Source organism: Pseudomonas sp. BF-R-19 (assembly GCF_019956445.1).
Taxonomy (GTDB): Bacteria; Pseudomonadota; Gammaproteobacteria; order Pseudomonadales; family Pseudomonadaceae; genus Aquipseudomonas; species Aquipseudomonas fluorescens_BH.
On record NZ_JAHBDN010000030.1, the window covers coordinates 60,039 to 87,017 of the forward strand.

At 57.4% G+C, this 26,979-nt stretch carries 28 protein-coding genes; 15 read left to right on the plus strand and 13 right to left on the minus strand.

Annotation, left to right across the window (positions count from 1 at the left end):
* Positions 1 to 245 precede the first annotated feature (245 nt).
* From KGB28_RS02680 to sthA, 3 genes are all read left to right on the plus strand, one after another.
* Positions 246 to 1,709, plus strand: coding sequence for a glyceraldehyde-3-phosphate dehydrogenase (locus tag KGB28_RS02680; protein WP_046041409.1), 1,464 nt, complete (start codon positions 246 to 248; stop codon positions 1,707 to 1,709).
* Between the two features lie 220 nt (positions 1,710 to 1,929).
* On the plus strand, positions 1,930 to 2,904 hold the full coding sequence (locus tag KGB28_RS02685) for an FAD:protein FMN transferase (RefSeq protein ID WP_223442164.1): 975 nt from the start codon (positions 1,930 to 1,932) through the stop codon (positions 2,902 to 2,904).
* 207 nt (positions 2,905 to 3,111) lie between these two features.
* Positions 3,112 to 4,506, plus strand: coding sequence for a Si-specific NAD(P)(+) transhydrogenase (sthA, locus tag KGB28_RS02690; RefSeq protein ID WP_007984277.1), 1,395 nt, complete (start codon positions 3,112 to 3,114; stop codon positions 4,504 to 4,506).
* Between the two features lie 42 nt (positions 4,507 to 4,548).
* Here the strand turns inward: sthA and KGB28_RS02695 are convergent, their stop codons facing one another.
* Both KGB28_RS02695 and KGB28_RS02700 read right to left on the minus strand, forming a co-directional pair.
* Positions 4,549 to 5,271 (minus strand): glycerophosphodiester phosphodiesterase, encoded by a 723-nt coding sequence (locus KGB28_RS02695; RefSeq protein WP_150724710.1) that lies wholly within the window; start codon positions 5,269 to 5,271, stop codon positions 4,549 to 4,551.
* A 14-nt stretch (positions 5,272 to 5,285) separates the two neighbouring features.
* Positions 5,286 to 5,867 carry a PilZ domain-containing protein gene (locus tag KGB28_RS02700; RefSeq protein WP_150724711.1) on the minus strand — a complete coding sequence of 194 codons (582 nt, stop codon included), beginning with the start codon at positions 5,865 to 5,867 and terminating at the stop codon, positions 5,286 to 5,288.
* Between the two features lie 94 nt (positions 5,868 to 5,961).
* Between KGB28_RS02700 and KGB28_RS02705 the strand changes: the two genes are divergently transcribed.
* The 3 genes from KGB28_RS02705 to KGB28_RS02715 all read left to right on the plus strand — a co-directional run bounded on the left by KGB28_RS02705 (position 5,962) and on the right by KGB28_RS02715 (position 9,211).
* Complete coding sequence (locus KGB28_RS02705; protein ID WP_223442036.1) at positions 5,962 to 7,212, plus strand: lipoprotein-releasing ABC transporter permease subunit; 1,251 nt, start codon at positions 5,962 to 5,964, stop codon at positions 7,210 to 7,212.
* Positions 7,213 to 7,219: 7 nt separating this feature from the next.
* Positions 7,220 to 7,903, plus strand: a complete 684-nt coding sequence (gene lolD, locus KGB28_RS02710) for a lipoprotein-releasing ABC transporter ATP-binding protein LolD (protein ID WP_173677889.1) — start codon at positions 7,220 to 7,222, stop codon at positions 7,901 to 7,903.
* A gap of 63 nt (positions 7,904 to 7,966) precedes the next feature.
* Positions 7,967 to 9,211 (plus strand): lipoprotein-releasing ABC transporter permease subunit, encoded by a 1,245-nt coding sequence (locus tag KGB28_RS02715; RefSeq protein WP_223442039.1) that lies wholly within the window; start codon positions 7,967 to 7,969, stop codon positions 9,209 to 9,211.
* 106 nt (positions 9,212 to 9,317) lie between these two features.
* Here the strand turns inward: KGB28_RS02715 and KGB28_RS02720 are convergent, their stop codons facing one another.
* Both KGB28_RS02720 and KGB28_RS02725 read right to left on the minus strand, forming a co-directional pair.
* Entirely contained in the window at positions 9,318 to 10,667 is a 1,350-nt protein-coding gene (locus KGB28_RS02720) for a heavy metal sensor histidine kinase (protein WP_223442042.1), read from the minus strand.
* Positions 10,667 to 11,347: a heavy metal response regulator transcription factor gene (locus KGB28_RS02725; RefSeq protein WP_007995297.1), complete on the minus strand. Its 681-nt coding sequence runs from the start codon at positions 11,345 to 11,347 to the stop codon at positions 10,667 to 10,669. The genes KGB28_RS02720 and KGB28_RS02725 overlap by 1 nt, the downstream gene beginning before the upstream one ends.
* A gap of 155 nt (positions 11,348 to 11,502) precedes the next feature.
* On the opposite strand from KGB28_RS02725, the gene KGB28_RS02730 reads away from it, so the two are divergent.
* Together KGB28_RS02730 and queF are read left to right on the plus strand one after the other, a co-directional pair.
* Positions 11,503 to 12,039: a plastocyanin/azurin family copper-binding protein gene (locus KGB28_RS02730; protein ID WP_150755188.1), complete on the plus strand. Its 537-nt coding sequence runs from the start codon at positions 11,503 to 11,505 to the stop codon at positions 12,037 to 12,039.
* 61 nt (positions 12,040 to 12,100) lie between these two features.
* On the plus strand, positions 12,101 to 12,931 hold the full coding sequence (queF, locus tag KGB28_RS02735; RefSeq protein ID WP_150717086.1) for an NADPH-dependent 7-cyano-7-deazaguanine reductase QueF: 831 nt from the start codon (positions 12,101 to 12,103) through the stop codon (positions 12,929 to 12,931).
* Positions 12,932 to 13,103: 172 nt separating this feature from the next.
* Here queF and KGB28_RS02740 read toward each other — a convergent pair whose 3' ends face one another.
* Together KGB28_RS02740 and KGB28_RS02745 are read right to left on the minus strand one after the other, a co-directional pair.
* Entirely contained in the window at positions 13,104 to 13,367 is a 264-nt protein-coding gene (locus KGB28_RS02740) for a DUF4404 family protein (RefSeq protein WP_008020667.1), read from the minus strand.
* 123 nt (positions 13,368 to 13,490) lie between these two features.
* Positions 13,491 to 14,111: an HAD family phosphatase gene (locus KGB28_RS02745; RefSeq protein ID WP_223442045.1), complete on the minus strand. Its 621-nt coding sequence runs from the start codon at positions 14,109 to 14,111 to the stop codon at positions 13,491 to 13,493.
* A 202-nt stretch (positions 14,112 to 14,313) separates the two neighbouring features.
* Between KGB28_RS02745 and KGB28_RS02750 the strand changes: the two genes are divergently transcribed.
* The 3 genes from KGB28_RS02750 to rssC all read left to right on the plus strand — a co-directional run bounded on the left by KGB28_RS02750 (position 14,314) and on the right by rssC (position 17,055).
* On the plus strand, positions 14,314 to 15,003 hold the full coding sequence (locus KGB28_RS02750; RefSeq protein WP_150758838.1) for a VacJ family lipoprotein: 690 nt from the start codon (positions 14,314 to 14,316) through the stop codon (positions 15,001 to 15,003).
* Between the two features lie 388 nt (positions 15,004 to 15,391).
* Entirely contained in the window at positions 15,392 to 16,573 is a 1,182-nt protein-coding gene (gene rssB / locus KGB28_RS02755) for a two-component system response regulator RssB (protein WP_056722032.1), read from the plus strand.
* Positions 16,573 to 17,055, plus strand: a complete 483-nt coding sequence (gene rssC / locus KGB28_RS02760) for an anti-sigma factor antagonist RssC (protein WP_008003418.1) — start codon at positions 16,573 to 16,575, stop codon at positions 17,053 to 17,055. Before rssB ends, rssC begins: the two co-directional genes overlap by 1 nt.
* A 202-nt stretch (positions 17,056 to 17,257) precedes the next feature.
* Here rssC and tal read toward each other — a convergent pair whose 3' ends face one another.
* On the minus strand, positions 17,258 to 18,184 hold the full coding sequence (gene tal, locus KGB28_RS02765) for a transaldolase (RefSeq protein WP_223442048.1): 927 nt from the start codon (positions 18,182 to 18,184) through the stop codon (positions 17,258 to 17,260).
* Positions 18,185 to 18,654: 470 nt separating this feature from the next.
* Between tal and KGB28_RS02770 the strand changes: the two genes are divergently transcribed.
* Both KGB28_RS02770 and KGB28_RS02775 read left to right on the plus strand, forming a co-directional pair.
* Entirely contained in the window at positions 18,655 to 19,029 is a 375-nt protein-coding gene (locus tag KGB28_RS02770) for a hypothetical protein (protein ID WP_223442051.1), read from the plus strand.
* A gap of 116 nt (positions 19,030 to 19,145) precedes the next feature.
* Positions 19,146 to 19,730, plus strand: a complete 585-nt coding sequence (locus KGB28_RS02775; protein WP_223442166.1) for a hypothetical protein — start codon at positions 19,146 to 19,148, stop codon at positions 19,728 to 19,730.
* Positions 19,731 to 19,768: 38 nt separating this feature from the next.
* Here KGB28_RS02775 and KGB28_RS02780 read toward each other — a convergent pair whose 3' ends face one another.
* The 5 genes from KGB28_RS02780 to KGB28_RS02800 all read right to left on the minus strand — a co-directional run bounded on the left by KGB28_RS02780 (position 19,769) and on the right by KGB28_RS02800 (position 23,171).
* Positions 19,769 to 20,230: a mannose-1-phosphate guanylyltransferase gene (locus KGB28_RS02780; protein WP_223442054.1), complete on the minus strand. Its 462-nt coding sequence runs from the start codon at positions 20,228 to 20,230 to the stop codon at positions 19,769 to 19,771.
* Positions 20,193 to 20,666 carry a hypothetical protein gene (locus KGB28_RS02785; RefSeq protein ID WP_223442057.1) on the minus strand — a complete coding sequence of 158 codons (474 nt, stop codon included), beginning with the start codon at positions 20,664 to 20,666 and terminating at the stop codon, positions 20,193 to 20,195. The genes KGB28_RS02780 and KGB28_RS02785 overlap by 38 nt, the downstream gene beginning before the upstream one ends.
* A 270-nt stretch (positions 20,667 to 20,936) precedes the next feature.
* A complete protein-coding gene (locus tag KGB28_RS02790) occupies positions 20,937 to 21,623 on the minus strand; it encodes a transcriptional regulator (protein ID WP_223442059.1) in 687 nt (228 codons plus the stop codon).
* 34 nt (positions 21,624 to 21,657) lie between these two features.
* The gene (locus tag KGB28_RS02795) at positions 21,658 to 22,401 is read right to left on the minus strand and encodes an EAL domain-containing protein (RefSeq protein WP_223442061.1); all 744 of its coding nucleotides are present in this window, start codon (positions 22,399 to 22,401) and stop codon (positions 21,658 to 21,660) included.
* Positions 22,402 to 22,430: 29 nt separating this feature from the next.
* Complete coding sequence (locus tag KGB28_RS02800) at positions 22,431 to 23,171, minus strand: winged helix-turn-helix domain-containing protein (protein ID WP_223442063.1); 741 nt, start codon at positions 23,169 to 23,171, stop codon at positions 22,431 to 22,433.
* 522 nt (positions 23,172 to 23,693) lie between these two features.
* On the opposite strand from KGB28_RS02800, the gene KGB28_RS02805 reads away from it, so the two are divergent.
* Positions 23,694 to 24,527: an undecaprenyl-diphosphate phosphatase gene (locus tag KGB28_RS02805; protein ID WP_223442065.1), complete on the plus strand. Its 834-nt coding sequence runs from the start codon at positions 23,694 to 23,696 to the stop codon at positions 24,525 to 24,527.
* Between the two features lie 53 nt (positions 24,528 to 24,580).
* On the opposite strand, the gene dusA is transcribed toward KGB28_RS02805, so the two are convergent.
* On the minus strand, positions 24,581 to 25,591 hold the full coding sequence (dusA, locus tag KGB28_RS02810; RefSeq protein WP_223442068.1) for a tRNA dihydrouridine(20/20a) synthase DusA: 1,011 nt from the start codon (positions 25,589 to 25,591) through the stop codon (positions 24,581 to 24,583).
* Between the two features lie 102 nt (positions 25,592 to 25,693).
* Between dusA and KGB28_RS02815 the strand changes: the two genes are divergently transcribed.
* Complete coding sequence (locus KGB28_RS02815; protein WP_223442169.1) at positions 25,694 to 26,803, plus strand: tyrosine-type recombinase/integrase; 1,110 nt, start codon at positions 25,694 to 25,696, stop codon at positions 26,801 to 26,803.
* Positions 26,804 to 26,979 lie beyond the last annotated feature (176 nt).

The following is a 26,979-nucleotide window of genomic DNA, read 5'->3' on the forward strand; positions in this document are numbered from 1 at the left end:
AAATTCGGCGGTTTTTTACCTAAAATTACTGAATATGTAGTGGCAAAAACAACGAGTGTTACGGAGGGTTACGGACAAGGAAGCGTGACCACCAAAAAATTGACTGCGCTGAAAGCCCCGGTTTTATTGGGCTGGCGCGATGCGTGATTTTTTTGAACGACGATTTGTTACGTAAAGCACGACGGGCGCGCATTGCTACGGCGCTCACTCGGCGGCATAATGTAGCCCCTTTTTTCTGCCCCTACATGTGGAAGGTTCCCGTGACTCAGAAGCCCGACCAGTGTCTTGGTGAATGGATCGACCGTGAAGCACTCGCAGAAGCGATGATTCCGCTTATCGGTCAGCTCTACCGCAATAACAACGTGGTGAGCTCGATCTATGGCCGCAGCCTGATCAATCGTTCAGTCATTGCGATTCTCAAAGCTCACCGCTTTGCTCGTCACCGTCAGTCCGACGAAAGCGAGCTGTCCGTCCACGAAACATTCCCGCTGATCAAGGCGATGAGCGAGCTCAAGCTCGGCGCCGCTTCGGTGGACCTGGGCAAGCTGGCGGCCAAATTCAAGGCCGAAGGCAATGGCCGTACTGCCGAGCAGTTCGTCCGTGAAGAGCTGGCTGACGTGGTTGGCCAGCAAAACGCATCCGCCCGCAAAGGTACCGACGTTGTCCTCTACGGCTTCGGTCGTATCGGCCGTCTGCTGGCGCGCATCCTGATCGAGAAGACCGGTGGTGGCGACGGCCTGCGCCTGCGCGCCATCGTTGTCCGCAAGGGCGCCGAGAACGACCTGGTCAAGCGTGCCAGCCTGCTGCGCCGCGACTCGGTCCATGGCCCGTTCGATGGCACCATCACTATCGATGAAGCCAACAACACCATCACCGCCAACGGCAACCTGATCCAGGTTATCTACGCCAAGAGCCCGGCCGAAGTCGACTACACCCAGTACGGCATCGAAAACGCTCTGATCGTCGACAACACCGGTGTATGGCGTGACGCTGACGGCCTGGGCCAGCACCTGGCCTGCCCGGGCGCTGCCCGCGTGATCCTCACCGCACCTGGCAAGGGCGCGCTGAAGAACATCGTGCATGGCATCAACCATGGCGAAATCACCCCTGACGACAAGATCATTTCGGCGGCTTCCTGCACCACCAACGCCATCGTGCCGGTGCTCAAGGCAGTCAACGACAAGTACGGCATCATCAACGGCCACGTCGAAACCGTTCACTCGTTCACCAACGACCAGAACCTGATCGACAACTTCCACAAGGGCAGCCGTCGTGGCCGCGCCGCGCCGCTGAACATGGTAATCACCGAGACCGGTGCCGCCACCGCAGCCGCCAAGGCGCTGCCAGTGCTCAAGGGCAAGTTGACCGGCAACGCGATTCGCGTTCCTACGCCGAACGTGTCGATGGCCATCCTGAACCTGAACCTGGAAAAGGCCACCACTCGCGAAGAGATCAACGAGTACCTGCGCCAGATGGCCATGCACTCGGATCTGCACAAGCAGATCGACTACGTGAGCTCCCAGGAAGTGGTTTCCACCGACTTCGTTGGTTCGCGCCACGCAGGCGTAGTGGACGCTGAAGCGACCATCACCCAGGATAACCGCGTTGTTCTGTACGTCTGGTACGACAACGAGTTCGGTTACAGCTGCCAGGTGGTTCGCGTGATGGAAGACATGGCCGGTGTAAACCCGCCAGCATTCCCGCGCTAAGCCTTTAGCTGCACATGAAGCGCCCCGACCTTGGTCGGGGCGTTTTTGTTTGTGCTGCTTTTGTCTGTTGAGGGGGTGTTGTTCGGACTGGCCTCATCGCGAGCAGGCTCGCTCCCACAGTTCTGTCGCATAATGGCTGGTCTTGGCGGCGTGTCAGGGATTCTTGGAGAGGCGGGATTTATTGAAATGGCGGCTGCATGGCCTTGGGGCTCTGATCATCATGCTGTCCGCCTGCGGCAACGGCGACACTCTGGAAACCTTCGGCGGCCCGACCATGGGCAGCACTTATTCGATCAAGTATGTGCGCCATGCCGGCCTTCCGGCGCCGGACGAGGTCCGCGTCCAGGTTGAGCAGATCCTCGCTGACATTGACCGGCAAATGTCCACCTACCGCAGCGACTCGGACATCGAGCGCTTCAATGTATTGCCGGCCGACGGCTGTCAGGCAATGCCGGCGTCGATCCTCGAATTGGTCCGGGTGGGCGAGTTAATGTCAGTGCAAAGCGACGGCTCCTACGATCTGACGGTGGAGCCGTTGCTGAACCTCTGGGGATTCGGTCCACAGGCCCGCGGGGAAAAAGTCCCGACCGCCGAAGCCCTCGCCGAAGCCCGCAAGCGCGTCGGCCATGAACACTTGCGCATCGACGGCGACCAGTTGTGCAAGGACGCCGCCGTCGAGGTCGATTTCAACAGCATCGCCGCCGGTTATGCGGTGGATACGATTGCCGCAAAACTTGAGGCGATGGGCATCCACGATTACCTCGCCGAAGCGACAGGCGAGCTCAAGGCGTCCGGCAAGAAGGCTGACGGCTCGCCATGGCGCATTGCCCTGGAAGAGCCGCGGGATGACCGGCAGGTTGCCGAGCGCGTGATTGTTGTCGACGGCTATGGACTGTCCACCTCCGGCGACTATCGTAATTACTTCGAGCAGGACGGCCAGCGTTTTTCCCACACCTTCGATGCGCGCACCGGTGCGCCGGTCTCACATAACCTGGCGTCGGTCACAGTGATTCATCCTTCGGCGTTGATGGCCGATGGCTTATCGACGCTGTTGCTGATTCTCGGCCCGGAGCGCGGTTGGGACTACGCAGAAAAACACGATATCGGCGCATTTTTTGTGATTCGTGCCGATACAGGTTTCGTCACGCGCAGCAGTCACGCTTTTGAACGCCTCAGTGGCGAAAAAACCGAATGATTTCGGCGATTTGAGCATTGAAAACTGGCGTTGTAGCGCAGTCAAAAGTAGCCTACGACGCGACCAAGGGTTAATGTGCGCGGCGTTGACGCTTCTATAGACTGTGTCCGGGTTCTGCACTGGCCCCAAATTGTTCCTTCATGCCACGCATTGGCGTGATTTAGCCGCAGGTGCCGAGGGTGCCGCGGCCTGTTCTGAGGAGTACGCATGGCTGTCTACAACTACGACGTGGTGGTGTTGGGTTCCGGCCCGGCGGGGGAAGGCGCGGCAATGAACGCCGCCAAGGCAGGGCGCAAGGTGGCGATGGTCGATAGCCGTCGCCAGGTCGGCGGCAACTGCACTCACTTGGGCACCATCCCGTCCAAGGCACTGCGTCACTCGGTGCGGCAGATCATGCAATTCAACACCAACCCGATGTTCCGGGCCATTGGTGAGCCGCGCTGGTTCTCCTTCCCGGACGTGTTGAAAAGCGCCGAGAAAGTCATCTCCAAGCAAGTCGCTTCGCGTACCGGCTACTACGCCCGTAACCGCGTCGACGTGTTCTTCGGCACCGGCAGCTTCGCTGACGAGCAAACCATTGAAGTGGTCTGCGCCAACGGCGTGGTCGAAAAACTGGTGGCCAAGCACATCATCATTGCTACCGGTTCGCGTCCTTATCGCCCGGCGGACATCGATTTCCACCACCCGCGTATCTACGATAGCGACACCATCCTCAGCCTCGGCCACACCCCGCGTAAACTCATCGTTTACGGCGCCGGCGTGATCGGTTGCGAATATGCCTCGATCTTCAGCGGTCTGGGTGTATTGGTTGAATTGGTGGACAACCGTGGTCAACTGCTGAGCTTCCTCGACTCGGAAATTTCCCAGGCCCTGAGTTATCACTTCAGCAACAACAACATCACCGTTCGCCACAACGAAGACTACGACCGCGTCGAAGGCGTGGACAACGGCGTGATCCTGCACCTCAAGTCCGGCAAGAAGATCAAGGCTGACGCCTTGCTCTGGTGCAACGGCCGTACCGGCAACACCGATCAGTTGGGTCTGGAAAACATCGGCGTGAAGGTCAACAGCCGTGGCCAGATCGAAGTCGACGAGGCGTACCGCACCTGCGTGCCGAACATCTATGGTGCCGGTGACGTGATCGGCTGGCCGAGCCTGGCCAGTGCCGCCCACGACCAGGGCCGTTCGGCCGCTGGCAGCATCGTCGATAACGGCAGCTGGCGTTTCGTGAATGACGTGCCGACCGGCATCTACACCATTCCGGAGATCAGCTCGATCGGTAAGAACGAGCAGGAGCTGACCCAAGCCAAGGTGCCGTACGAAGTGGGCAAGGCCTTCTTCAAGAGCATGGCGCGGGCGCAGATCGCCGGCGAGCCGCAAGGCATGCTGAAGATCCTGTTCCACCGCGAAACCCTGGAAGTGCTGGGCGTTCACTGCTTCGGTTATCAGGCGTCGGAGATCGTGCACATCGGTCAGGCGATCATGAACCAGCCGGGCGAACTGAACACGCTGAAGTATTTCGTCAACACCACGTTCAACTACCCGACCATGGCCGAAGCCTATCGGGTAGCCGCGTACGACGGCCTCAACCGGCTTTTTTGACGGGCTCCGGCCGGTGGCCTGAGCCGGCCGGGGAGACCGATTTCAGCAATTCTCGAGCGTGGCGGTGGCCAAACCGGGAAAGTCTGTAATCAGGCTGTCAACGCCGAAGTCGGCGAGTCTGCGCATCAGCGCAGGCTCGTTGACGGTCCACACCGACACATGCAGCCCCTGACGCTGCGCCCTTTGCAGGCGTTCCGGCGTGCACAGGGTCCAGTTCAGCGCCAGAATCTCACAGCCATAGCTCGCCGCGACCTTCAGCGGGTCGAGCCAGGCGTACTCGGCCACCAGCCCGCGGGACACGTCCGGCACCAGTTCCAGCGCGGCCTTCAATACTTCGCGTGAACTCGAGGTGATGGTCACCTTGTCCATCAGCCCATGACGCTGCACCATTTCGCGAATCGCCAGCACAGTGGTCGCGGCACGCATCCTCGATGCGCTTTTGACTTCCAGCTGCCAGTGATCGAAGTCGCATGTCTCGAACAGTTGTTCCAGCGTCGGAATCGGGCACGGCTTGACCCAGCCCGGGCCACCCTTGCGTGCGTCATAAGTTACAAGCTCAGCCGCCGTGTGTTCGACGACCTTGCCGCGACGGTCTGTGGTGCGCTTGAGGGTCGGGTCGTGGATGACCATCAACTCGCCGTCCATGGACAGGTGCAGGTCCAGTTCGCAGCGACGCACGCCGTGCTTGAGACATTCCTGAAAGCTGGTCAGGGTGTTTTCCGGTGCTTCGCCCTTGGCGCCGCGATGGCCGTAGATGAGGGTCACGGTTCTTCCTTAAATTAATTGCCTGATTCGAGTTGGTCGCGGGCCAGGCGTCGTTCCTGGGCCTGCTTCTGCAAGATGTGGCGGGCCAGGAGCTGGCGCTGGGCGTCGGTCAGGTGTTCGAACTCGGTGCCAACGTCATAGCCGTCGCCCTTGCGGTCGCAATGGGTGACGCGGGCGCGCAGCAGCAGGCCCAGGGCTTGCGGCATCAGCACCAGCTTGACCGACAGGCGTGCGCCGGCGGCAATGGGCGACGGATGCTGAAAGTCGATGCCGCCTTCGGAGATGATCACCGGCTGCGGTTCGCCGATCTGCCCGAGCACTGTCAGAGCGATGACCTGACTCAGCAAATCGATGCGTTTGTTCTGGGATTTGAGGAACGCCGCGAGGTTCCGGTCGCGTTCGCTGATCTGGCGCAACAGGTGTTGCGACTCGAATTCGCTCAGGTGCAGTTCGCTGAGCAAGTTGAAGAGTGGGGACGCATCCTGCAACACTTCTTGGCCAGCGGCTTCGGGAGCGGACAGGGGCCGAATTTCCAGTGCGATCGTATCCTCGATACGGTAGTATTCGCGGCGATCTTCTTCATCTAATGTCGACATGGCGAACCCATGGTAGCGGCGGTGGTCTGAGTGTAAAGCTGGTTATCGACCCCCGCCACAAGGACGTTCCTTTTCCCTCCGAACAAGCCCCGACATGTTCAGACCTCTCTTCGTATTTATCGGCACGCGTTACACCCGTGCAAAACGTCGCAATCATTTTGTGTCATTCATTTCCCTGACTTCGATGATCGGGCTCGCCCTTGGCGTGGTCGTGATGATCGTGGTGCTGTCGGTGATGAACGGCTTCGATCATGAGATGCGCACCCGCGTGCTGGGCATGGTGCCCCACGCGACCATCGAGTCCGGTGAGGCCATCAGCGATTGGCAAAGCCTGGCCGCCAAGGTCAAGCAGAACCCGCAGGTGACGGCCGTTGCGCCGTTTACGCAAATGCAGGGCTTGCTGACCAACAACGGCAAGGTCTCGAAAGTCCTGCTCAATGCCATCGACCCGGCGCAAGAGCGCCAGGTGTCGATCATCGATCAGTTCATGACCCAGGGAAAACTCGACGACCTGGTGCCGGGGGAATTCGGCATCGTCATCGGCGACAAGGCCGCGGCCAAGCTCGGGGCCGCGATCGGCGACAAGCTGACCTTCGTCGCGCCCGAAGTCACCGTGACCCCGGCCGGGATGTTCCCGCGCATGAAGCGCTTTACCGTGGTCGGCATCTTCCATGTCGGCGCCGGTGAGCTCGATGGCTATCTTGGCGTCACCAACCTGCAGGATCTGGCCCGGCTGCACCGCTGGAAACCGGACCAGGTCCAGGGCCTGCGCCTGAAGTTCGACGATCTTTTCCAGGCACCGCGTACCGCGTGGAGCATCGCCCGCGATCTCGGTGAAGACCGCTACTACGCCCGCGACTGGACCCGCACCCACGGCAACCTGTACCAGGCGATCCGCATGGAGAAAGCCATGATCGGCCTGTTGTTGCTGCTGATCGTCGCGGTCGCTGCGTTCAACATCATTTCCACGCTGGTGATGGTGGTGAACGACAAGAAGGGCGACATCGCGATCCTGCGCACGCTGGGCGCCACGCCAGGCACGATCATGCGCACGTTCATGGTGCAAGGCACCGTCATTGGCGTGGTCGGCACGGCCATTGGCGCCGTGGTCGGGATCTTCGCCGCGCTGAACGTCAGCGCCGCGATCTCGGCCCTCGAAGGCCTGATCGGGCACAAGTTTCTCAACGCCGACGTGTACTTCATCGATTACCTGCCCTCGCAAGTGCAGAGCCAGGACGTGGTGATGGTCTGTTCTGCGGCGTTGATCCTGAGTTTCCTCGCCACCCTGTATCCAGCCTGGCGTGCCGCGCGCACCCAGCCTGCGGAGGCGCTACGTTATGAGTGAGTCGGGCATGAGTGATAAAGCAATCTTGAGCTGCCGCAGCCTGGGCAAGTCCTACGAGGAAGGCCCGGAGTCGGTGGAAGTGTTGGCCGGCCTGCAACTGGAGTTGCACCCGGGAGAGCGTGTGGCGATTGTCGGCAAGTCGGGCTCGGGCAAAAGTACCTTGCTCAATCTGCTGGGCGGCCTCGATACGCCGACCAAGGGCAGCGTCTGGCTCGACGGCGAAGAGCTGTCTGCGCTGAGCGAGAAGAAACGCGGCCTGCTGCGTAATCGCGCCCTCGGCTTCGTGTACCAGTTCCACCACCTGCTGCCGGAATTCACCGCCCTGGAAAACGTCTGCATGCCGCTGCTGATCGGCAAGACCGCGATCCCTGAAGCGCGTCAACGTGCCACGGCGTTGCTGGAGCGGGTAGGGCTGGGCCATCGCCTGGAGCACAAACCGGCCGAATTGTCCGGTGGTGAGCGTCAGCGTGTGGCCATCGCCCGCGCCCTGGTGAACAATCCGGGCCTGGTGATGCTCGACGAACCGACCGGCAACCTCGATTCCCACACCGCCCAGGGGATCCAGGACTTGATGCTGGAACTCAGCACCTCGATGCGCACGGCGTTCCTGGTGGTGACCCACGACATGAACCTGGCCCGCCAGATGGATCGCGTCCTGCATTTGCAGGAAGGCTGCCTCACTCCTATCTGATTGGCTGAAACCCGATGCCTGAAAAGGCGTCGGGTCATTTATTTCCATACGGTGCCCCAGCGAATGTTCAGACCGTTATCGATCTTTATCGGCACGCGCTATACCCGCGCCAAGCGCCGCAATCGCTTTGTTTCCTTCATCTCGATGACCTCGATGATCGGTCTCGCCCTCGGCGTACTGGCGATGATCGTGGTGCTGTCGGTGATGAACGGCTTCCAGCGCGAAATGAGCTCGCGCATCCTCGGCATGGTGCCCCACGCCACCATCGTCGGCGTCAATCCGATTGATGACTGGAAGCCCGTGGCAGCGGCCGCGATGAAAAACCCGGAAGTGACGGCGGCGGTGCCGTTCACCGAGATGGAAGGCATGCTGTCCTACAAGGGCACGATGCAGCCCATCCAGGTCAGCGGTGTCGACCCGGCGCTGGAAGGCCAGGTGTCGATCGTCGCCAAGCACATCGTTCAGGGGAGCCTCGAAGCCCTGAAGCCGGGCGAATTCGGCGTGGTGATCGGTGAGATCACGGCGCGCCGCTTCCGCTTGAACGTCGGCGACAAGATCACCATGATTGTGCCGGAAGTCAGCAGTGCGCCGGGCGGCATTACTCCGCGCATGCAACGGCTGAATGTGGTTGGCGTGTTCAAGGTCGGTGCGGAGCTGGACGGCAGCATGGCGCTGATCCACATGGCCGATGCCGCGCAAATGCAGCACTGGGAGCCGAATCAGGTGCAGAGCGTGCGCCTGGCGGTGAAGGACCTGTATGCGGCGCCGCAAGTGTCGAACGACATCGCCACGGGGCTGGGCGCCGCCTACAAGGCTGACGACTGGACCCACACCCAGGGCAGCCTGTTCAGCGCAATGAAAATGGAGAAAACCATGATCGGCCTGCTGTTGCTGATGATCGTCGCGGTGGCGGCGTTCAACATCATCGCGACCCTGATCATGGTGGTGAACGACAAGGGGGCGGACATCGCGATCCTGCGCACCATCGGCGCCACGCCACGGCAGATCATGGCGATCTTCGTGGTGCAGGGCACGGTGATCGGCATTGTCGGCACCTTGATTGGCGGTGTGTTGGGCGTGATTGCCGCGCTGAACGTCAGCCAGATCGTGGGCTGGATCGAGCGGGTCAGTGGACAGCACATCTTCAGTTCCGACGTGTATTTCGTCAGCAACCTGCCGTCTGAACTGCAAGGCGCGGATGTGGCATTGATCTGCACGGCGGGCTTTGTCATGAGCTTCCTGGCCACGGTTTACCCGGCGTGGCGGGCGGCGAAGATCGAGCCGGCTCATGCGTTGCGTTATTCGTAATCTGATATACCGCTTTCGCGAGCAGGCTCGCTCCCACAGTTGACCGAGTTGATTCCGATCTAATGTGGGAGCGAGCCTGCTCGCGAAGGGGCCGGAACTGCCGGCCTCAATCCCCCCTTGGCAACTCGATCACAAACCGCGTCCACCCCTTCTCCGATTCACAACGAATCTGCCCGCCATGGGCGCGGATGATCGATTGAGTGATCGCCAGTCCCAGTCCCGCATGTTCGCTACTGCCTTCACGACGCGCAGGATCGGCCCGGTAAAACCGGTCAAACAAGCGCGGCAATAGATCTTCGGCAATCTGTTGGCCCGTGTTTTCAACGGTCAGGCGCAATTCCTTTGGCTGATCGACGATTCGCACCCGAACCTCGCCATCGGCCGGCGTGAACCGCAGCGCGTTGTCCAGCAGGTTCGACAACGCCCGCCGCAACATGCTGCGATCACCTTCGATGCGGGCATTGCCGTCACGACTCAGTTTTACCTGCGCGTCTTCGGCCAATGGCGCAAAGAACTCCAGCAGCAGATCCGCTTCCTCCGCCAATTCCAGTGGCTCGCATTTGGGCATTAACAAGCCGTGATCGGATTTCGCCAGATAGAGCATGTCGTTGACTAATTGCGCCATCCATTGCAGTTCCTCGAGGTTGCTGTGCAGGGCTTCGCGGTAGTCCTCGATGGGGCGCGGGCGGGTGAGGGTGACCTGGGTGTGGGTCAGCAGGTTCGACAGCGGCGTGCGCAGTTCATGGGCAATGTCGGCTGAGAATGCGGACAGGCGCTGAAACGAGTCGTCGAGGCGTCCGAGCATGGCGTTGAAGTTGTGGGCCATTTCCGCCAGTTCCGGCGGCATGTTTTCTTCAGGCAAGCGCGAGTTCAGCGATTGCGCGGAAACACCGCTGGCCACCGCACTGATCCGCCGCAACGGGCGCAAACCGCTGCGTGCCGCCCAGGCACCCAGCAGTGCGGTGGCCAGGGCTGACAGGCCGACGGTCAGCCAGATCAAATGCTGCATGCGTTGCAGAAAGTGCTGGTGGTGGGTGATGTCCAGCAGCAAGGTCAGTTGCGGTGACTCGGGTTTTCCCGCGAAAAGCGGCGCATTGAGGACTCGGTAATCCATGCCTTCATGGCTCACCGTCGACAACCCGGGCTGGCGCGGCAATGCCTGGGGAATGTTGGTCGAACTGTCATACCAGCGCTGGCCGTCGCTGCCGGTAATTCGCAGGGACAGGTCAGCCTGCCGGCTCAATTCCTCTGCCAGTTTCACCTCGCTGTCACTCGACTGAAGGTCGTGCAGGGCCCGACGCAAGCCAATCAACTTGCCGTCCAGCAGTTGCTGGTCGAGTTCAACGAAGTGCGCCTCACTGGCGCGGCTGAACAGCACCCCGGCGAACAACGACACCACGGCGGTGCACGCGGCAAACAGCAGCGCCAGGCGGCTGCTCAAGGACAGCTGGCGCATTAGGCGGGGCGCTCTTCAAGGACGTAGCCCATGCCGCGCACGGTGTGAATCAGTTTGTTGGGGAATTCATCGTCGATCTTCAGGCGCAGACGACGGATCGCCACCTCGATGACATTGGTGTCGCTGTCGAAATTCATGTCCCAGACCTGGGACGCAATCAGCGACTTGGGCAGGACTTCGCCCTGGCGGCGCAGGAGCATTTCCAGCAGGGCGAACTCCTTGGCGGTCAGGTCGATACGCTGGCCGCTGCGTTCGACCCGGCGCCGGATCAGGTCCAGGCGCAAATCGGCCAGTTGCAGGCTGGTCTCCTGGGGTGTGGCGCTGCCGCGACGCAACAGGCTGCGGACCCGGGCCAGCAGTTCGGAGAAGGCAAACGGCTTGACCAGATAGTCATCGGCGCCCAGTTCGAGGCCGTGAACCCTGTCCTCCACGGCATCACGGGCGGTCAGAAAAAGTACCGGCGTGTCCAGGCCGGCGCTACGTACCGCTTGCAGAATCTGCCAGCCATCACGCCCCGGCAGCATCACATCGAGGATCAGCAGGGCATATTCGCCGCTGAGGGCCAATTGCTGACCGGTGTTGCCGTCAGCCACCAGTTCGGTGTTGAACCCGGCCTCGGCCAGGCCCTGGCGCAGGTAATGGCCGGTTTTCGGTTGGTCTTCGACGATCAGCAGTTTCATGGGCGACTCTTGGCAAGTGGAACGAACGCTTTATACCGTGGGCAGCGTTCATACAGGGCAACCTGACAAAGTTGTAATCTGGCTGTCAGGTTGCGGGCAGTGGCAGCAGTTTAGAGTTTTGCCCATGCTGAGCCTTATCTTGTTGGAGTATGACGATGTTTTTACGCAAATCCGTGGCGCAAATCGTTTGTTTGCTGGCGCTGAGTTCACCGGTGTGGGCGGACGCCGGGCATACCTTCGATTTCGGTCAGCCGGCCCCGGCGGCCAAGGCGACCCGCAGCATCGAGGTGGTGATGGAGGACATGTCCTTCACGCCGCAGTCCATCGACATCAAGGCCGGGGAAACCGTGCGCTTCGTGCTGGTCAATAAAGGCCAGTTGTTGCATGAGCTCAACCTGGGGGATGCGGCGATGCACGCCAGACACCAGCAGGAAATGTTGCAGATGCAACAGAGCGGCATGCTGACGCCCACCGGCATGAAGGCAATGGACCACGGCAACATGGCCGGCATGGATCACAGCAAAATGGACCACGGCATGAAGCATGACGATCCGAACAGCGTGCTGGTGGAGCCGGGCAAGACCGCCGAGCTGACCTGGACCTTCAGCAAGGCCACCAATCTGGAATTTGCCTGCAACATCCCCGGTCATTACCAGGCCGGCATGGTCGGCAAATTGACTGTCAGTCAGTAAGCACTCAAAGGCGGGAGCAAAGGCTGATAGAATCCGCTGATTCTTCAGTCAGGTTTCCGCCATGCATCCCGCAGCCGAACACTCGCCGCTGGGCAAGTCCAGCGAATACATCGCCACCTACACGCCGTCCTTGCTGTTCCCGATCCCGCGCACCGCGAAGTGGGCGGAACTGGGCCTGACGGCGCAAACCCTGCCGTATAAAGGCGTGGACTTCTGGAACTGCTTCGAGCTGTCCTGGTTGCTGCCGTCGGGCAAACCGGTGGTGGCGATCGGCGAATTCAGCATTCCGGCGGATTCGCCGAACATCATCGAGTCGAAGTCGTTCAAGCTGTACCTCAACTCCCTGAACCAGACGCCGTTTGCCGATACCGCGAGCCTTGAAGCGACGCTGGCCAAGGACTTGTCGGCGGCTGCCGGCAAGCCGGTGGGCGTGCGTATTCGCAGTCTCAAGGATGTCGAGAGCGAAGGCGTCGTGGCCTTGCCGGGCGTGTGCATCGATGAGCTGGATATCAGCGTCAGCAACTACGAGCATCCACGGCCGGAACTGCTGCGTTGCGATGATTCGCGCATTGTCGAAGAGAGCGTGCACAGCCATTTGCTCAAGTCCAACTGCCCGGTCACCAGCCAGCCGGACTGGGGCAGCGTGGCGGTGGAGTACCGTGGCGCGGCGCTGGATCACGCGAGCCTGCTCGAGTACATCGTCAGCTTCCGCCAGCACTCGGACTTCCATGAGCAGTGTGTAGAGCGGATTTTCCTCGACCTGCAGCGGTTGCTGAAACCGGAGAAACTGACGGTGTATGCGCGTTATGTGCGTCGTGGCGGGCTGGATATCAACCCGTACCGTAGCACTGAAGAGGTGCAGCTGCCGAACCATCGCCTGGTCCGCCAGTAACGAAACCCTGTGGGAGCGAGCCTGCTCGCGAAAGCGTTATGACATTCAACATCAATGATGACTGACACACCGCTTTCGCGAGCAGGCTCGCTCCCACATGGGGCTGTATTACCAAGCGCAGAAATGAAAAAGCCCTGCTGGCGATAGCAGGGCTTTTTTGCATCAGCAGGGTTCAGATCCCCATGTTGGCCAAGGCCTGCCCGATGTTGCGCAGGGTGCCGGCAAGGGTAGGGTGTTCGAGTTCGAAACGTTCCACGGCCAGGTTGACGCCATCGGCGAGGCTGGAATCCTGGGTTTTGGTTTCGAGCTCAAGCTTCAACTCGATCTGTTGCATCAGTTCGTGTAGCTCGGCGCGTTCGGCATCAGACAATGGAGGATTCTGTTCCAATTGCTCGCGCAGGGCATTGAGCTGTTCTTGCAGTTCGCGGGCAGGCATGGCGTTCTTCCTTCTATCGATTGGCACTGGCATAGACCCTGGCGGCACGCCAAGGCGGCGCGCCAAAAGGTCGATGGCTGATCTTTAGATTAATCCACTCGCGCCCAATGTGCATGATCTCGATCAGGGCTTTTCGCCCTTGAGCCGACGCAAGCTGATATCGGCCAGGCAGGTGTCGAGTTCACCGAGGTGATCGATCACCGAATGCACGCCCAGGCCGAACAGTTGCATCGTCGCCTTGGCGCGTTTGATGTCGCGCTCCTGCGGGGTCAACATTTGCCATTGCTCGGGCGTCATCCCGCACAGCGAGCCGCAAGACGCCAGGCCGATGGTCCACAACCCGGCATTGAGACCCGCTTGCAGCAAGCGGGGTTCGCCGCTCACCAGCACGCAGCCGTCGAGTCGCTCGACGTTCAGGGTCATCAAGGCTTGCCAGCAGGCATTCGGGGCAGGCCATGGGGTATTTGTTGCTGGATGTTGCGAGGGTTTGATCCATTCCGGCAGCGCAGCGGCCAGGGATTGGCTGAGGGCAGGGGGCAGCTCATCGAGCCAGGCGCAGGGGATTTGCTGGCGCTGCAAGCTGCGCAGGCTATCCAGTGCGCCGGGTGTGGCCTCGGCGTGTTCGGCCGAGTGGCTGCCGTGCCGGTGCGTGTGCGCGCCGAAATCCACCAGGCAGCCACTCAGGCCGAACAGTACGGCGGTCAGGCTGGGTGCGGTTTGGGGCAAGGCTTCGGCGAGCGGCATGTGGACGTCCCTGAAATAGCCTGAAGGCTAGTGGGTGACGGTGACAGTTGAGTGACATGGATTTGAATCGCCCACTTTGGGCACGATTCCTTCGGTGTGGATTCCGTGCAAAGTGCCTTAAACGGCGTTTACGCCTTATACTTGCCAACTTATTGCCTGGGCCAAGTGCCCGAGCCGGTACAAACCAAGGAGTTTTTTTTCTATGCGCTGGAGCAATCATCTAGCCAGGATTTGTGTATGCGCCAGTGTGATGCTGGTTCCGTTCGTTGCCCAGGCAGCCACGGAAGAGGATCCTTGGGAAAGCGTCAACCGCCCGATTTACAAGTTCAACGATGTGCTCGACACTTATGCGCTGAAGCCCCTGGCCCAGGGCTACCAGTACGTGACGCCGCAGTTTGTCGAAGACGGTGTTCATAACTTCTTCCGCAACATCGGCGATGTGCGCAACCTGGCCAACGATATCCTGCAGGCCAAACCTCACGCCGCAGGCGTTGATACCGCACGAATCATTTTCAACACCACCTTCGGTTTGCTGGGCGTCATTGATGTCGGCACCAAAATGGGCCTGCAGCGCAATGACGAAGACTTCGGTCAGACGCTGGGTTACTGGGGTGTCGGCAGTGGCCCTTACGTGATGCTGCCCCTGCTGGGGCCAAGCACCTTGCGTGATGCGCCGTCCAAGTACGTCGACAGCTATACCGGTGCTTATCGTTACGTAGACGACGTTCCGGTGCGTAACTCGTTCCACGCACTGGACATCGTCGATACCCGTGCCAACCTGCTGTCGAGCGAGAAGCTGATCACCGGCGACAAGTACACCTTCATCCGTAATGCGTACTTGCAGAACCGTGAATTCAAGGTGAAAGACGGTCAAGTTGAAGACGATTTTTAACCTCGACCGGTAAATTGAGAGGGCGGCCATCAAGGCCGCCTTTTTTGTCTGCGAAGACCTGCATGCGGATAAAACCGCGCTTTTCGCTGCAGTCCCGAGCGGTTTGACTCATGGGTTCCATCCTTCCATTGGGTTACGGATTTGCCTGTTCTTATAACTCTCGGTGATTTGACAAATAAAGACGTCAAGCGACCATCGGCGTGAGCTTGAAACGCCCCGCGGATGGGAGTACCGTCTGCGCCTTAGAAGGGCACCTCTGGAGTACATGTGTGTAGGGCAAATGCTCGAAAGCGGTGCGACAGAGAGGCTAGAAAGCGAATCCAGTAGTCAGTGCCGGGCCAAAGTCCCCGCCTGCTACGCCAACCTAATTCTGGCGCCGTTTGCCCACATGCCAAAAACCAGTGCCACGCTGCTGATAATCGATGATGACGAAGTAGTGCGCGCGAGCCTCGCCGCCTATTTGGAAGACAGTGGTTTCAGCGTCTTGCAGGCCAGCAATGGTCAGCAGGGTCTTCAGGTATTCGAGCAAGACAAGCCCGACTTGGTCATCTGCGATCTGCGCATGCCGCAGATGGGCGGACTCGAACTCATTCGCCAGGTGACCGAACGTTCGCCGCAAACGCCGGTGATCGTAGTGTCGGGTGCCGGCGTGATGAACGACGCGGTCGAAGCCCTGCGCCTGGGCGCAGCGGACTACCTGATCAAGCCTCTCGAAGATCTGGCCGTGCTCGAGCACTCTGTGCGCCGGGCCCTGGATCGTGCGCGCCTGTTGCTGGAGAACCAGCGCTACCGCGAGAAGCTGGAGAAGGCCAACCGCGAGCTCGAAGCCAGCCTGAACCTGCTCCAGGAGGACCAGAACGCCGGTCGCCAGGTGCAGATGAATATGCTGCCGGTCAGCCCCTGGACCATCGACGAGTTCAAATTTGCTCACCAGATCATCCCGTCGCTGTACCTGTCGGGTGATTTCGTCGACTACTTCCGGGTCGACGAGCGCCGGGTCGCCTTTTACCTGGCGGACGTTTCCGGTCACGGCGCCTCTTCAGCCTTCGTCACCGTGCTGTTGAAGTTCATGACCACGCGCTTGCTGTTCGAATCCAAGCGCAGCGGCACCTTGCCGGAATTCAAGCCTTCAGAGGTTCTTGGTCATATCAACCGGGGCCTGATCAGTTGTAAGCTGGGTAAACACGTCACAATGGTCGGTGGAGTCATCGACGAGGAGACCGGTTTGTTGACCTATAGCATCGGCGGTCATCTGCCGTTGCCAGTGTTGTACACGCCAGACAGTGTTCGTTATCTGGAAGGGCGTGGTCTGCCGGTGGGCCTCTTCAACGAAGCCACCTACGAAGACCACGTGCTGGAACTGCCACCGACGTTCAGCCTGACGCTGATGTCTGACGGTATTCTGGACCTTTTGCCAGAACCCACACTCAAAGAAAAAGAGGCAGCGTTGCCCCAACGGGTCAAGGCTGCGGGCGGCACCCTGGATGGGCTGCGGCAGGTTTTTGGATTGGCCACGCTAGGGGAGATGCCGGATGATATCGCCCTGTTGGTGTTGAGCAGGAATCTTTGATGAGTACCGGTAGAATCCAGTTCGCCGAGCAGGATGGCACCTTCGTCCTGAAGTTCGTCGGTGAAGTTCGCCTGACCCTGTGTTCGGCGTTGGATGCGACTATTGAGCGGATCTTCAGCGCGTTGAATTTCAACACGATCGTGATCGATCTGACCGAAACCCGCAGCATCGACAGCACCACACTTGGCCTGCTGGCCAAGCTGTCGATCCTGTCGCGGCAAAAAGTCGGCCTGCTGCCGACCGTCGTGACCACCCACGAAGACATCACCCGTCTGCTGCAGTCGATGGGCTTCGAGCAGGTGTTCAACATCGTTGATCAGCCGGTGCCGTGCCCGGAATGCCTTGACGACCTGCCAGACCAGGATCAATCCGAAGAAGTGGTGCGGATCAAGGTGCTCGAAGCGCACAAGATCCTCATGGGCCTGAACGATACCAATCGTGAAGCCTTCCATGACCTGGTGAATGCGCTGGAGCGGCACTGATCCCCTGAAGTGATGTGGCCTTGGCTGGCCCCATCGCGAGCAAGCTCGCTCCCACAGGTTCTTCGTTCAGCACACGACCAAAGCCATCCCGCAAATCCCTGTGGGAGCGAGCTTGCTCGCGATGGCGTCCGCAAGAACCCCGCATCAACAAAAAAGGGCGAACCCACCAAGGTTCGCCCTTTTTGCTCTACACTCACTCAGATCACAGCTTGGCCTGCAACAGCGCCTCAAGCTTCTCCTGATCCCGCGCGAACTGACGAATGCCTTCAGCCAGCTTCTCGGTCGCCATCGCATCTTCGTTGGACAGCCAGCGGAACTTCGATTCGTTGAGGCTCAGGCGCGCTTCACCGGCATGGCCTGGCACCAGTTTGCGCTCCAGCTTGCCGGTATCTGCGGCGAGCTTGTCGATCAGGTCCGGACTGATGGTCAGGCGGTCGCAGCCGGCCAGCTGCTCGATCTGGCCCAGATTGCGGAAGCTCGCTCCCATGACCACGGTCTTGTAGTCATTGGCCTTGTAGTAGTTGTAGATGCGCGTCACCGACTGCACGCCCGGATCATCGGCGCCGGTGTAGTCGTTGCCATTGGCTTTCTTGTACCAGTCGTAGATGCGGCCCACGAACGGCGAAATCAGGAACACCCCGGCGTCGGCACAGGCGGCCGCCTGGGCGAAGGAGAACAGCAGGGTCAGGTTGGTCTGGATGCCTTCCTTTTCCAGGATCTCGGCAGCGCGGATGCCTTCCCAGGTGGAGGCGATCTTGATCAGCACGCGGTCGCGGCCGATACCGGCCTTGTCGTACAGCTCGATCAGGCGATGCGCACGCTTGAGCATGGCATCAGTGTCGAACGACAGGCGCGCATCCACTTCGGTGGAAATGCGGCCCGGGATCACTTTCAGGATTTCTTGCCCCACGGCCACGCCAAAACGGTCGCTGGCCAGGCCCACATCGCCCTTGCAGTCATTGACGCAGGCGTTCAGCAGCTCGGCATACGCAGGAATGGCCGCGGCCTTGAGCAGCAGGGAAGGGTTGGTGGTGGCGTCCACGGGTTTAGCGCGAGCGATAGCTTCGAAGTCGCCGGTGTCGGCAACCACGGTGGTCATTTGCTTAAGTTGTTCCAGCTTGGAAGTCATGGGCGTGCTCTGTCCTATGGGTCTGATGACATTACCCGAGCGCTGACAGCCACTCAAGGGCATGTACGTGTATCGATGGCCCCTGTGGCAACAACCTGAAAACAGGTGTTTGAAAGGTCGGGCGCCGTATAGATGAATAGGATGCCAGGCGGGCTCACAGGTTCAACTGATCTGACGGTCAGCGCCTGGCAATCAGATCATCTGACACCCGAGTCCTCTGATAACGCTCGCGGCACCTTACGTGTAATTACCGATATCGTTGAAGTCTATCTAGTTCGGTTGCGGGCTGAATAATTGTTATAAAAAGTCAATTAACACTCTGGCCAAGTTAATCTCAGTGGTAACAAATGTAATGTTATTTGGCGGAGATTTTGATCGTTAGAATACGTCCAGTACATATATAAAATAAAGTGTAATGTGATATTGAGAATTTTTGTTTCTAGAAATAACTTCACAGCGTGAAGAGGTATATGTTTTTGGATGCGTTTGATGATTTGATGCTCGGCTACGCACTAAAAAAGTTGACCGGCGTGTTTGAAGAAATCGTGGAGGTTTCGAAAAACACCGCTTCGGACAAGGCAACGGGCGTGCTGGATATCAGGCCATCCAAAACCGCAAAAAAAATCCCCGTCTGGCTGGGGCGTCTGAGAGTCAACACCCCTTATCAAGTGACGCATGTTCTGATCGATCAGATGCACGCCTCTCGAAAATTCAACCGCGACCTGCGCTTCGCGGCACAAGCTGCCTTGCTGGATGCGCTGGTAGAGGACGGACTGGCAATGCACATCGCCAGTTATTCAGTGGTTGTCGTAGAGAATCGTCTGAAGTGCTTTGTTGATCGATGAACGTGGTATCTACTGTGCACGCGGCCAGTGTCCATCACACTGGGAAATTGCATGAGACGTGAGAAAGTAGATTGGTGTCAAAACTGTACATCGCACAATACGCCGGAATCACCGTCATGCTTCCAGCGGCCATGGTCGTCGCAGGTTGGTTATGGAGCATGGCATCCAGAAAACTCGCCCTCCTATGGCTAGGCGTACTGTTCGTAGCCTATTTTGTCGTAGGTCTCAGTAAAGTGCTGTTCAAGGGCTGGGGAATCGGCCTGGAAAGCCTGGATATCGCGGTCATCAGCGGTCACGCGATGAATGCCTGCCTGGTGTCGACCGTAGTCCTGAGTTTGCTATTGCGCCAACTGGATCATCGCCTTCGATGGCTGGCACTGGGTGCGGGGCTGCTGTCGACCTGGTGGTTCAGCGTGCAGTATGTCGGGCAGACGATTCACCCTCTGCCGGAAGCGATTGCGGGGGCGGTTGTGGGGTCAGCCGCGGCTTGCGTGTTTCTTTTCAGGCTGGAGAGAAAGGACGTCCGCAAAATTCCTCGGACGGCCCTGGCGCTGGGGCTGGCGGTAATTCTACTGAGTACGAGCATTCCCAAGTATACCGCTGAGGGGGTATTGAACTCGCTAGCAGTGACCCTGTCAGGGGCAGAAAAGGCTTTTATGCAGCCTCATTGGCGCACTTCTGACAGGCCGTCACGGTTATAGAGATTGGCTTGATTTTGAGTCCTGGCAAGAGGGTGGGGCTAGGACTCACTACTGCTTTTCTCATCAATCCGGTCCAGCAACTCTGCTGTTTTCAACTGCATCAGTGCAACATCACCACGACTCTCTACGTTCAACACGATTTCGGGCTCGGTCTGCGAGAGGTGGATCTTGAAGCGCCATTCCGCGAACGTCAGGCTTAGGCCACCGCTCTCGTCTACATCCAGCGCTTTACTGGCATACAACGACCGAAGATGCGTCAGTACGGCAATCGGATTACCGACTGCACATCGAATTTCCCCGGAGGAGGGGAAAAGCCCGATGCGTTCCACCAGCAACCTGGGTTGAGTGGCAGACGAGGAGGGTGCGCTTTCGTATGTCCGCAACCAGGCCATCAATCCACTGTTGCCCTCGGTGAACTTCTGCCCCAAAACCATATTGCCGGGTGCAAAAGGGTCCAGCGATTTATAGACAGAGTCGATCGGTGATCTGGAAGCGTTCATAGTGGTCTGCCTTGCCGATGTAGTTGCAGAAAGCCCATGTCAGAATGATTTGACGGGAAAACAGTTCGTTGGCCTTGCAGAGGAAGGCGACAATAGCCAGCGCTGCCAGTGTCATGGACCAACCCATCAGAAGTCTTACCAAGCCCTCCAGGTAATTGTCCTTCTTTGCATAGACGCCGCACCATGTATAGGCTGGAACCGATGCAAGCACAGTGAGCGTTGCGCACGCTCGATAATAGAACTCTACCGTACCCGTCTGGCAGTAAACCAATATTAATAACAGGGCAACAACAAAGCCTTGGCCAAGTGCCCACTGTCCCCAGAAGGTCAGTCCTTTGAGGGTGGTATTTCGATTGAATACGGTATCCCCAAAATACGTCCATTCGCGTTTCGACAGGCAAGAGCCAAAATACGTGCGGCAAGAGTTATTGTTCATATCAGATGGCGAAGCATTGACGACCGAAACGCCACGCGGGCGGCGCTGTCATCAGTGCATAGGTTAAATTATTAGTGTGAGCGCTGTCTGACGACTTTTAACGAGTGGGTGGTGTATCTGGTTGATATGTCTGGACAAGAGGTGCGTTATAAATAGTCTGGATTCAACTTTTTAACGTGGCTTTACAGAGGGGTGGCGAGGGGGGCGGGGGTAAAATGGCGTGCTTTTTTATTGTTGTATTGCACTGCCGGGGCGAACAATTTGAATTGTTCAGGCCAGATTTTTTACGCGTACGATTTTTTGTGTTGCGCAGTACCCACGATTCCTTACTGCGCGAAAAAGGCGTTCGCCGTTACTGGCGTTTTTAAATTTTTCCTGTAATCGGCTTAGGCACATTTCGAGACCCCGATAATGTTCGGGTTCTCTGCCGATGCTACGGATAAGGTCGTCCTTACTGACCACGCGATCATCATGGTGCAGCATTTTTTTAAGCAGCGTGGCTTCCAGGTCAGTCAAGGCAATTTCCACCTCATCTTTGATCAGTACGCCGCTCACATCGTTCAGTCGCCAGGTTTCAGTCGGCGGGACGTGCGGTTTGGTCGGCTGGGAGACGCATTCCCTGGTGTCATCCCTGGAGTCGTTTGCAGTTGATGTGAAATGAGTAAATTTCGTTATGGATTGGGTAGCTTGCCATTCAGACTTGAGCGTCGAAAGTATGCGCTGCGTATCATGCTTGATAACCGGAGGAGCCATTTTGGCTACATGCGGGGAAATAAATTCCATAAGCTTGGGGGCAGAAGTGGGTGGGGCAACGCCTTCAAAAAACATCTTTGCCTGCGACGTGCCGTAAGTGTTAAATCGCTTGCTGGACAGTAATGCCTCAAGCTCTAGTTGTAGTGCGGGGTTGTGAGTAACCACGACAAAGTATTTTCTGGGGAGGTTTGTGCTGCTATCCATGGCTCTCTCCTGAGTTGCGCGTCTGGGTCTTGGTTTAAAGGTTGTCAGCAGGGGAGTAATGACTCCCTTGGAAGTAATCAAAGGGCAGCGCGCGTGCCAGTATATGGCTAGCAGCATGCTCGACTCTGTCCGCTATAAAGGCGACTTTTGTGTTGTGAGTGAGCATGGTCATGCGTTCGTGGAGACGATTGAATAACTCTGGGTTGCCACTGAGCTTGAGGCTCAAGTCTAGGGAGGAGGTGGAAATCTTTATATAGTCGAATAGATTCAGGGTTGTAAAGATTTCGATACTCTCATCGTCGATGTTGTAGTCGTCGAGCGCGATTTCTATGCCGTGATCTTTCAAAAGATATACGTTGTGAAGGATTTTCTTTTTTTCTGCGAAGCTGATTGCCGAGAGGGGGAGCTCATTGAGCGCGACAACCAGTGTCTGGCCAAATTCGCGCAGAGCAGCGCCGGACTGTATCAGCTCTTCTGTGAGCGCAGAGTTGGCGAGATCTGACTGTCCTACGCAAACAAATCTACGGCTTAAGTATTTATTTCCGTTAGTGGTGTTGTGATCTTTTAGCGAAAATGCAATCAGCCTGGTTTGCATTAGTACTTCACTGTAGATCCCACTCATCTGATGCGCCTCTGGTGCGCAGGACACGGAAGCGGAGTCGTCAAAATGTATTCTGATCTCGCTGCCAAACGGGCGGTCATCCCGAGTGAGGATCAATTGTCGAGACAGGTAATGCTCTGCGTGATCGTAGAGTTGCACGCTCCCTGTTGCGTTCATAAAACAGAAACTCCCTTCTACATTAAGAATCAGGATGTCAAGATCAGACCCCTGATTAAACGATATCCATGCCCACGGATACTTTGAATGGCGTTGCTGCCATACATGCCTTTTATTTTGACGCGAAGGCGACTGATCGACTTTTCCAAGGCTCTTGGGTCATAAAAATTTATATTCAGCCCCATGATCCTGGCGATTTCATCATGGCTCAATATTTGGTTTTTGGTTTGAGAAAAAGCCTCAAGAATTTTCATTTCTGCAAACGATACATCCAGTTTTTTATAGTCGCCAATAAGGCACATGCGAGTGGGGTCCAAAAGCAGATTATGCTTTTTTTGCCATTCCGGACTGTTAAAAAACTCGGACAGTGCGTCAGTATTTTCGCCTGCAAAAGTGTCGCAATTAATGCAGTGGTCGGCCCCCGCCAGATAATATTTCATCTTGTTGTAGGTGCCTCTACCGGTGATGGCTACAAAAATTATTGACGCCAAATTATCGGCGCGAATATTTTCTACCAGGGCAAGGCTTTCAACAAACGCTTGGGGGTTGTCGATAACGATAAAAATTGCACGGTATGAATTGGTACTCTTGTTCCTTTTGAATGAGTTGCTATAGCTCATTGCATCAGCGGCAATATCCTTGCCTGCGTGGCTTGCGACTAATTCCCTAAAGCCCTCAGCTAGCGTATCGGTTCGCCCAATGGTGAGAATACCTGTCTCCTCCTTCACGTCGCTGTGGCCTGTAGTCGTTATTTTCCCTGTAAGCATCATGCTTTGACTCGGATGGGTGCGGGCATTTGAATGTTAAATCACCAATTCTCGTTTGTAACTGACAATTTGTAATATTTCACTGTTTTTTTAAGCGGTCGTCTCGTTTTTTAACATCGCCGGTGATTCTGGCGTGATCGGTTGCCCGCCTGTGGTTCGAGATGCCTAATGAACGATGGCAATCTCATGGGTTGATATGGCATGGCATTGTGCCATCTATTGCCCCGATGTCCCGCATTTTCGCATCCATATGACCCTGCATGTCGCTAAAGTTTCAGCTGCCTGATTTTTTTGATTGGGTGCCACGAGGCTGCGGGGGGTGTTGCTTTAAGTGCGAGTTATCGCTCTTGTTTGGCCCCGCACTCTCCAATATTAACTGTTATATAACGTTCATGTTGGTGAAGTCGGTCATGGACATTTCATAACATCGAGTTTTATTAATCGGTCTGATGCGCTTTACTATTGTGTTGGCGTTGAGTTAGAGCGTAGTCGACGCATTGGTATCTGTCGTTGAGGGGGGGATTAATGGATCTTTGGACAACCATAACCGTGTTGATTTTAGGGATGGTCGAAGGTCTGACGGAGTTTTTGCCTATATCAAGTACAGGGCACCAGATTGTTGTCGCGGACCTGCTCAGCTTCGGTGGCGAGCGAGCCATGGCCTTTAACATCATCATTCAATTGGGCGCGATCCTGGCGGTTGTCTGGGAGTTCCGTCGCAAGATTCTCGAGATCGTTACCGGCTTACCGACTCAACGCAATGCGCAACGTTTCACCATGAATCTATTGATCGGTTTTCTTCCGGCAGTGGTCTTGGGGGTGTTGTTCGCCGATAAGATCCATGAGTATCTGTTTAACCCGATCACGGTAGCGGTAGCGTTAGTGGTGGGTGGCATCATCATGTTGTGGGCCGAGCAGCGGGAACATGTGGTGCATGTCGAGCATGTTGACGATATGCGCTGGAACGACGCTCTTAAGGTCGGTTTCGCGCAATGCCTGGCAATGATTCCGGGTACTTCGCGCTCTGGGTCGACCATTATCGGTGGGTTGCTGTTTGGTCTGTCGCGTAAGGCTGCCACGGAGTTTTCGTTCTTTCTGGCGATGCCGACCATGGTCGGTGCTGCAGTGTATTCAGGCTATAAGTATCGGGATCTGTTCCAGGCCGGTGACCTGCCAGTGTTTGCGCTGGGTTTCGTGACGGCGTTCTTTTTCGCCATGATCGCCGTGCGTGGTTTGCTCAAGTTCATCGCCAGCCACAGTTACGCCGTGTTCGCCTGGTATCGGATCGGATTCGGATTGCTGATTCTGGCAACGTGGGTATTCGGTTGGGTTGACTGGGCCGGGGCTGCAGCGCACTGACACTCGCACCAGGCTGCAGGATATGCAGCCTGGTCGCAGGAGGCGGCTAACCGCTAACGCCCCTCAAGCAGCTCCGCGGCTTGATCCAGCAAGACCAAAGGTTCTTTGGCCTTGTGAATATCCACCGACAGTAACTGCCGAAATTTGCGTGCTCCCGGAAACCCGGTGCCCAGCCCGAGCACATGCCGGGTGATGTGGTGCATCGAACCACCTGCAGCGATGTGCGCCGCTACATAAGGACGCAACTGCGCCAGTGCCTCGGCGCGGCTGATCACCGGCGCCGTGCTGCCGAACAGTTGCTGATCCACCTCGGCCATCACATAGGGGTTATGATACGCCTCGCGGCCCAACATCACGCCGTCGAACGTCTGCAAATGTTCGTGGCAGGCTTCCAGCGTCTTGATCCCGCCGTTGAGAATAATCTCCAGCTCAGGAAAGTCCGCCTTCAGCCGCGCCGCCACGTCATAGCGCAGGGGGGGGATGTCACGGTTCTCCTTCGGCGACAACCCCTCCAGAATCGCAATCCGCGCGTGCACGGTAAAACTGGTGCAGCCGGCATCCCGCACCGTGCCGACGAAATCACACAGTTCTTCGTAACTGTCGCGCCCATTAATGCCGATACGGTGCTTGACCGTCACCGGAATCGACACCGCATCACGCATCGCCTTCACACAATCGGCCACCAACTGCGGATGCCCCATCAGGCACGCGCCGATCATATTGTTCTGCACCCGATCACTCGGGCAGCCAACATTCAGGTTCACTTCGTCGTAACCATGCTCCTGAGCCATGCGCGCACACGCGGCCAGGTCCAGCGGAACACTGCCGCCGAGTTGCAGGGCGAGCGGGTGTTCGGCTTCGTTGTGACGCAGGAAGCGCTCCTGGTCGCCGTTGAGCAGCGCGCCAGTGGTGACCATTTCGGTGTAGAGCAGGGCGTTTTTTGACAATAGGCGCAGGAAAAAACGGCAGTGTCTATCGGTCCAATCCATCATAGGTGCAACGGAGAACCGCCGAGACAGCGTAGAGCTTGATTTTACTGGGGATGTAGCTGATTTCTGTACCATTTTACTCTACGTGTTTTATGCCGATTTTCGGGGGTAAATGGGCGTTTTTGAGAGGTCATTGGTACAATGTACCAACCCCTTTCACAATTGTACCAGTTGACTATGGCCACGATCAGAGCACGGAAACGCACCGACGGTAGCATCAGTTATACGGCACAGATACGCCTGTTTCGCGATGGAGCGCAAGTTTACCAAGAGAGCCAGACCTTCGCCCGAAAACAGGCCGCCCAGGCTTGGGCGCGAAAGCGCGGCGCGGAGCTGGATGAGCCTGGTGCAATTGAGCGGGCGAACCGAACGGGGGTCACGGTCAGCGACATGATCACCCGCTACCTGGATGAAATGGAGAAAGCCCGATCGCTGGGGAAAACAAAGAAGGCCACGTTGAACGCCATTGCGGAAACGGACTTTGGTAAGTTGGTTGATTCTGACCTAAACAGTCAGCAGTTGGTGGACTACGCACTCTGGCGTATGAGCAAAGCAGGTGGTCGGGTGCAGCCTCAGACCGCAGACAATGATCTTGCCCATCTTGGCGCGGTGTTATCAATTGCCCGGCCCGCCTGGGGTTATCAAGTTGATCCGCATGCAATGGGTGACGCGCGTAAGGTATTGCGAAAGCTCGGTTACAACTTGAAGAGCCGGGAGAGAGGCCGTCGTTCGTCGTTGGCTGAGTTAGGAAAGATACTTAGTTACTATGAGGAAATGCAGGGGCGCCGGCGAAGTTCCATCAATATGCTCAAGGTTGTGGGCTTCGCGATCTTTTCCACGCGGCGACTCGATGAAATTACGCGCATTCGCTGGGCTGATGTTGATGAGGCCGGTCAGCGGGTGATGGTCCGGGATATGAGGAACCTTGGCCAGAAGATCGGCAATGATGTTTGGTGTTGCTTGCCGGATGAGGCGTGGCGGATACTTCAGGCAATGCCCAAGGCTGGCGACGATATATTCCCGTATAGCCCTGAATCTATTTCTACATCGTGGGCGAAAGCCTGCAAGTTTACAAGCATTGAAGACTTGCACTTCCATGATCTGAGGCACGACGGTGTTAGCCGATTGTTTGAAATGGATTGGGATATCCCGCGTGTAGCGAGTGTTTCAGGACACAGGGACTGGAACTCTCTGAGGCGCTATACCTATCTGCGTGGCAGAGGGGATCCTTACATTGGCTGGGAGTGGCATGACAAAATATTGAAGGCGCCTGTACAAAGGGAATGATCGCCAGGCCGTTATATTGTGCCATGAGAACAAATAGGGTTTTCATGGTCTTGCTCCTTGTAGATGGCTAATTTTGGCGAGCTGTATGTTCGTTGTAGACTCGATAGCGCCACCGTTGCGGGTTTGAGCTTGCATGGTTCTCTCCTTTCAAAGATGTTCGGTGTCGGGGGGTTGCA

Excerpts from the sequence above, each read along its gene's own strand:
- KGB28_RS02700 (WP_150724711.1), bottom strand. The coding sequence starts at position 5,867 with ATGTCGACATTAGATGAAGAAGATCGCCGCGAATACTACCGTATCGAG.
- KGB28_RS02780 (WP_223442054.1), bottom strand. The coding sequence starts at position 20,230 with ATGAACGCTTCCAGATCACCGATCGACTCTGTCTATAAATCGCTGGAC.
- KGB28_RS02805 (WP_223442065.1), top strand. The coding sequence starts at position 23,694 with ATGGATCTTTGGACAACCATAACCGTGTTGATTTTAGGGATGGTCGAA.
- tal (WP_223442048.1), bottom strand. The coding sequence starts at position 18,184 with ATGACTTCCAAGCTGGAACAACTTAAGCAAATGACCACCGTGGTTGCC.
- KGB28_RS02725 (WP_007995297.1), bottom strand. The coding sequence starts at position 11,347 with ATGAAACTGCTGATCGTCGAAGACCAACCGAAAACCGGCCATTACCTG.
- queF (WP_150717086.1), top strand. The coding sequence starts at position 12,101 with ATGCATCCCGCAGCCGAACACTCGCCGCTGGGCAAGTCCAGCGAATAC.
- KGB28_RS02715 (WP_223442039.1), top strand. The coding sequence starts at position 7,967 with ATGTTCAGACCGTTATCGATCTTTATCGGCACGCGCTATACCCGCGCC.
- sthA (WP_007984277.1), top strand. The coding sequence starts at position 3,112 with ATGGCTGTCTACAACTACGACGTGGTGGTGTTGGGTTCCGGCCCGGCG.
- KGB28_RS02785 (WP_223442057.1), bottom strand. The coding sequence starts at position 20,666 with ATGAACAATAACTCTTGCCGCACGTATTTTGGCTCTTGCCTGTCGAAA.
- KGB28_RS02720 (WP_223442042.1), bottom strand. The coding sequence starts at position 10,667 with ATGCGCCAGCTGTCCTTGAGCAGCCGCCTGGCGCTGCTGTTTGCCGCG.
- rssB (WP_056722032.1), top strand. The coding sequence starts at position 15,392 with ATGCCAAAAACCAGTGCCACGCTGCTGATAATCGATGATGACGAAGTA.
- KGB28_RS02730 (WP_150755188.1), top strand. The coding sequence starts at position 11,503 with ATGTTTTTACGCAAATCCGTGGCGCAAATCGTTTGTTTGCTGGCGCTG.
- KGB28_RS02800 (WP_223442063.1), bottom strand. The coding sequence starts at position 23,171 with ATGATGCTTACAGGGAAAATAACGACTACAGGCCACAGCGACGTGAAG.
- rssC (WP_008003418.1), top strand. The coding sequence starts at position 16,573 with ATGAGTACCGGTAGAATCCAGTTCGCCGAGCAGGATGGCACCTTCGTC.
- KGB28_RS02745 (WP_223442045.1), bottom strand. The coding sequence starts at position 14,111 with ATGCCGCTCGCCGAAGCCTTGCCCCAAACCGCACCCAGCCTGACCGCC.
- KGB28_RS02775 (WP_223442166.1), top strand. The coding sequence starts at position 19,146 with ATGCTTCCAGCGGCCATGGTCGTCGCAGGTTGGTTATGGAGCATGGCA.
- KGB28_RS02685 (WP_223442164.1), top strand. The coding sequence starts at position 1,930 with ATGCTGTCCGCCTGCGGCAACGGCGACACTCTGGAAACCTTCGGCGGC.
- KGB28_RS02795 (WP_223442061.1), bottom strand. The coding sequence starts at position 22,401 with ATGAACGCAACAGGGAGCGTGCAACTCTACGATCACGCAGAGCATTAC.
- KGB28_RS02770 (WP_223442051.1), top strand. The coding sequence starts at position 18,655 with ATGTTTTTGGATGCGTTTGATGATTTGATGCTCGGCTACGCACTAAAA.
- dusA (WP_223442068.1), bottom strand. The coding sequence starts at position 25,591 with ATGGTACAGAAATCAGCTACATCCCCAGTAAAATCAAGCTCTACGCTG.
- KGB28_RS02740 (WP_008020667.1), bottom strand. The coding sequence starts at position 13,367 with ATGCCTGCCCGCGAACTGCAAGAACAGCTCAATGCCCTGCGCGAGCAA.
- KGB28_RS02815 (WP_223442169.1), top strand. The coding sequence starts at position 25,694 with ATGGCCACGATCAGAGCACGGAAACGCACCGACGGTAGCATCAGTTAT.
- KGB28_RS02705 (WP_223442036.1), top strand. The coding sequence starts at position 5,962 with ATGTTCAGACCTCTCTTCGTATTTATCGGCACGCGTTACACCCGTGCA.
- lolD (WP_173677889.1), top strand. The coding sequence starts at position 7,220 with ATGAGTGATAAAGCAATCTTGAGCTGCCGCAGCCTGGGCAAGTCCTAC.
- KGB28_RS02750 (WP_150758838.1), top strand. The coding sequence starts at position 14,314 with ATGCGCTGGAGCAATCATCTAGCCAGGATTTGTGTATGCGCCAGTGTG.
- KGB28_RS02790 (WP_223442059.1), bottom strand. The coding sequence starts at position 21,623 with ATGGATAGCAGCACAAACCTCCCCAGAAAATACTTTGTCGTGGTTACT.
- KGB28_RS02680 (WP_046041409.1), top strand. The coding sequence starts at position 246 with ATGTGGAAGGTTCCCGTGACTCAGAAGCCCGACCAGTGTCTTGGTGAA.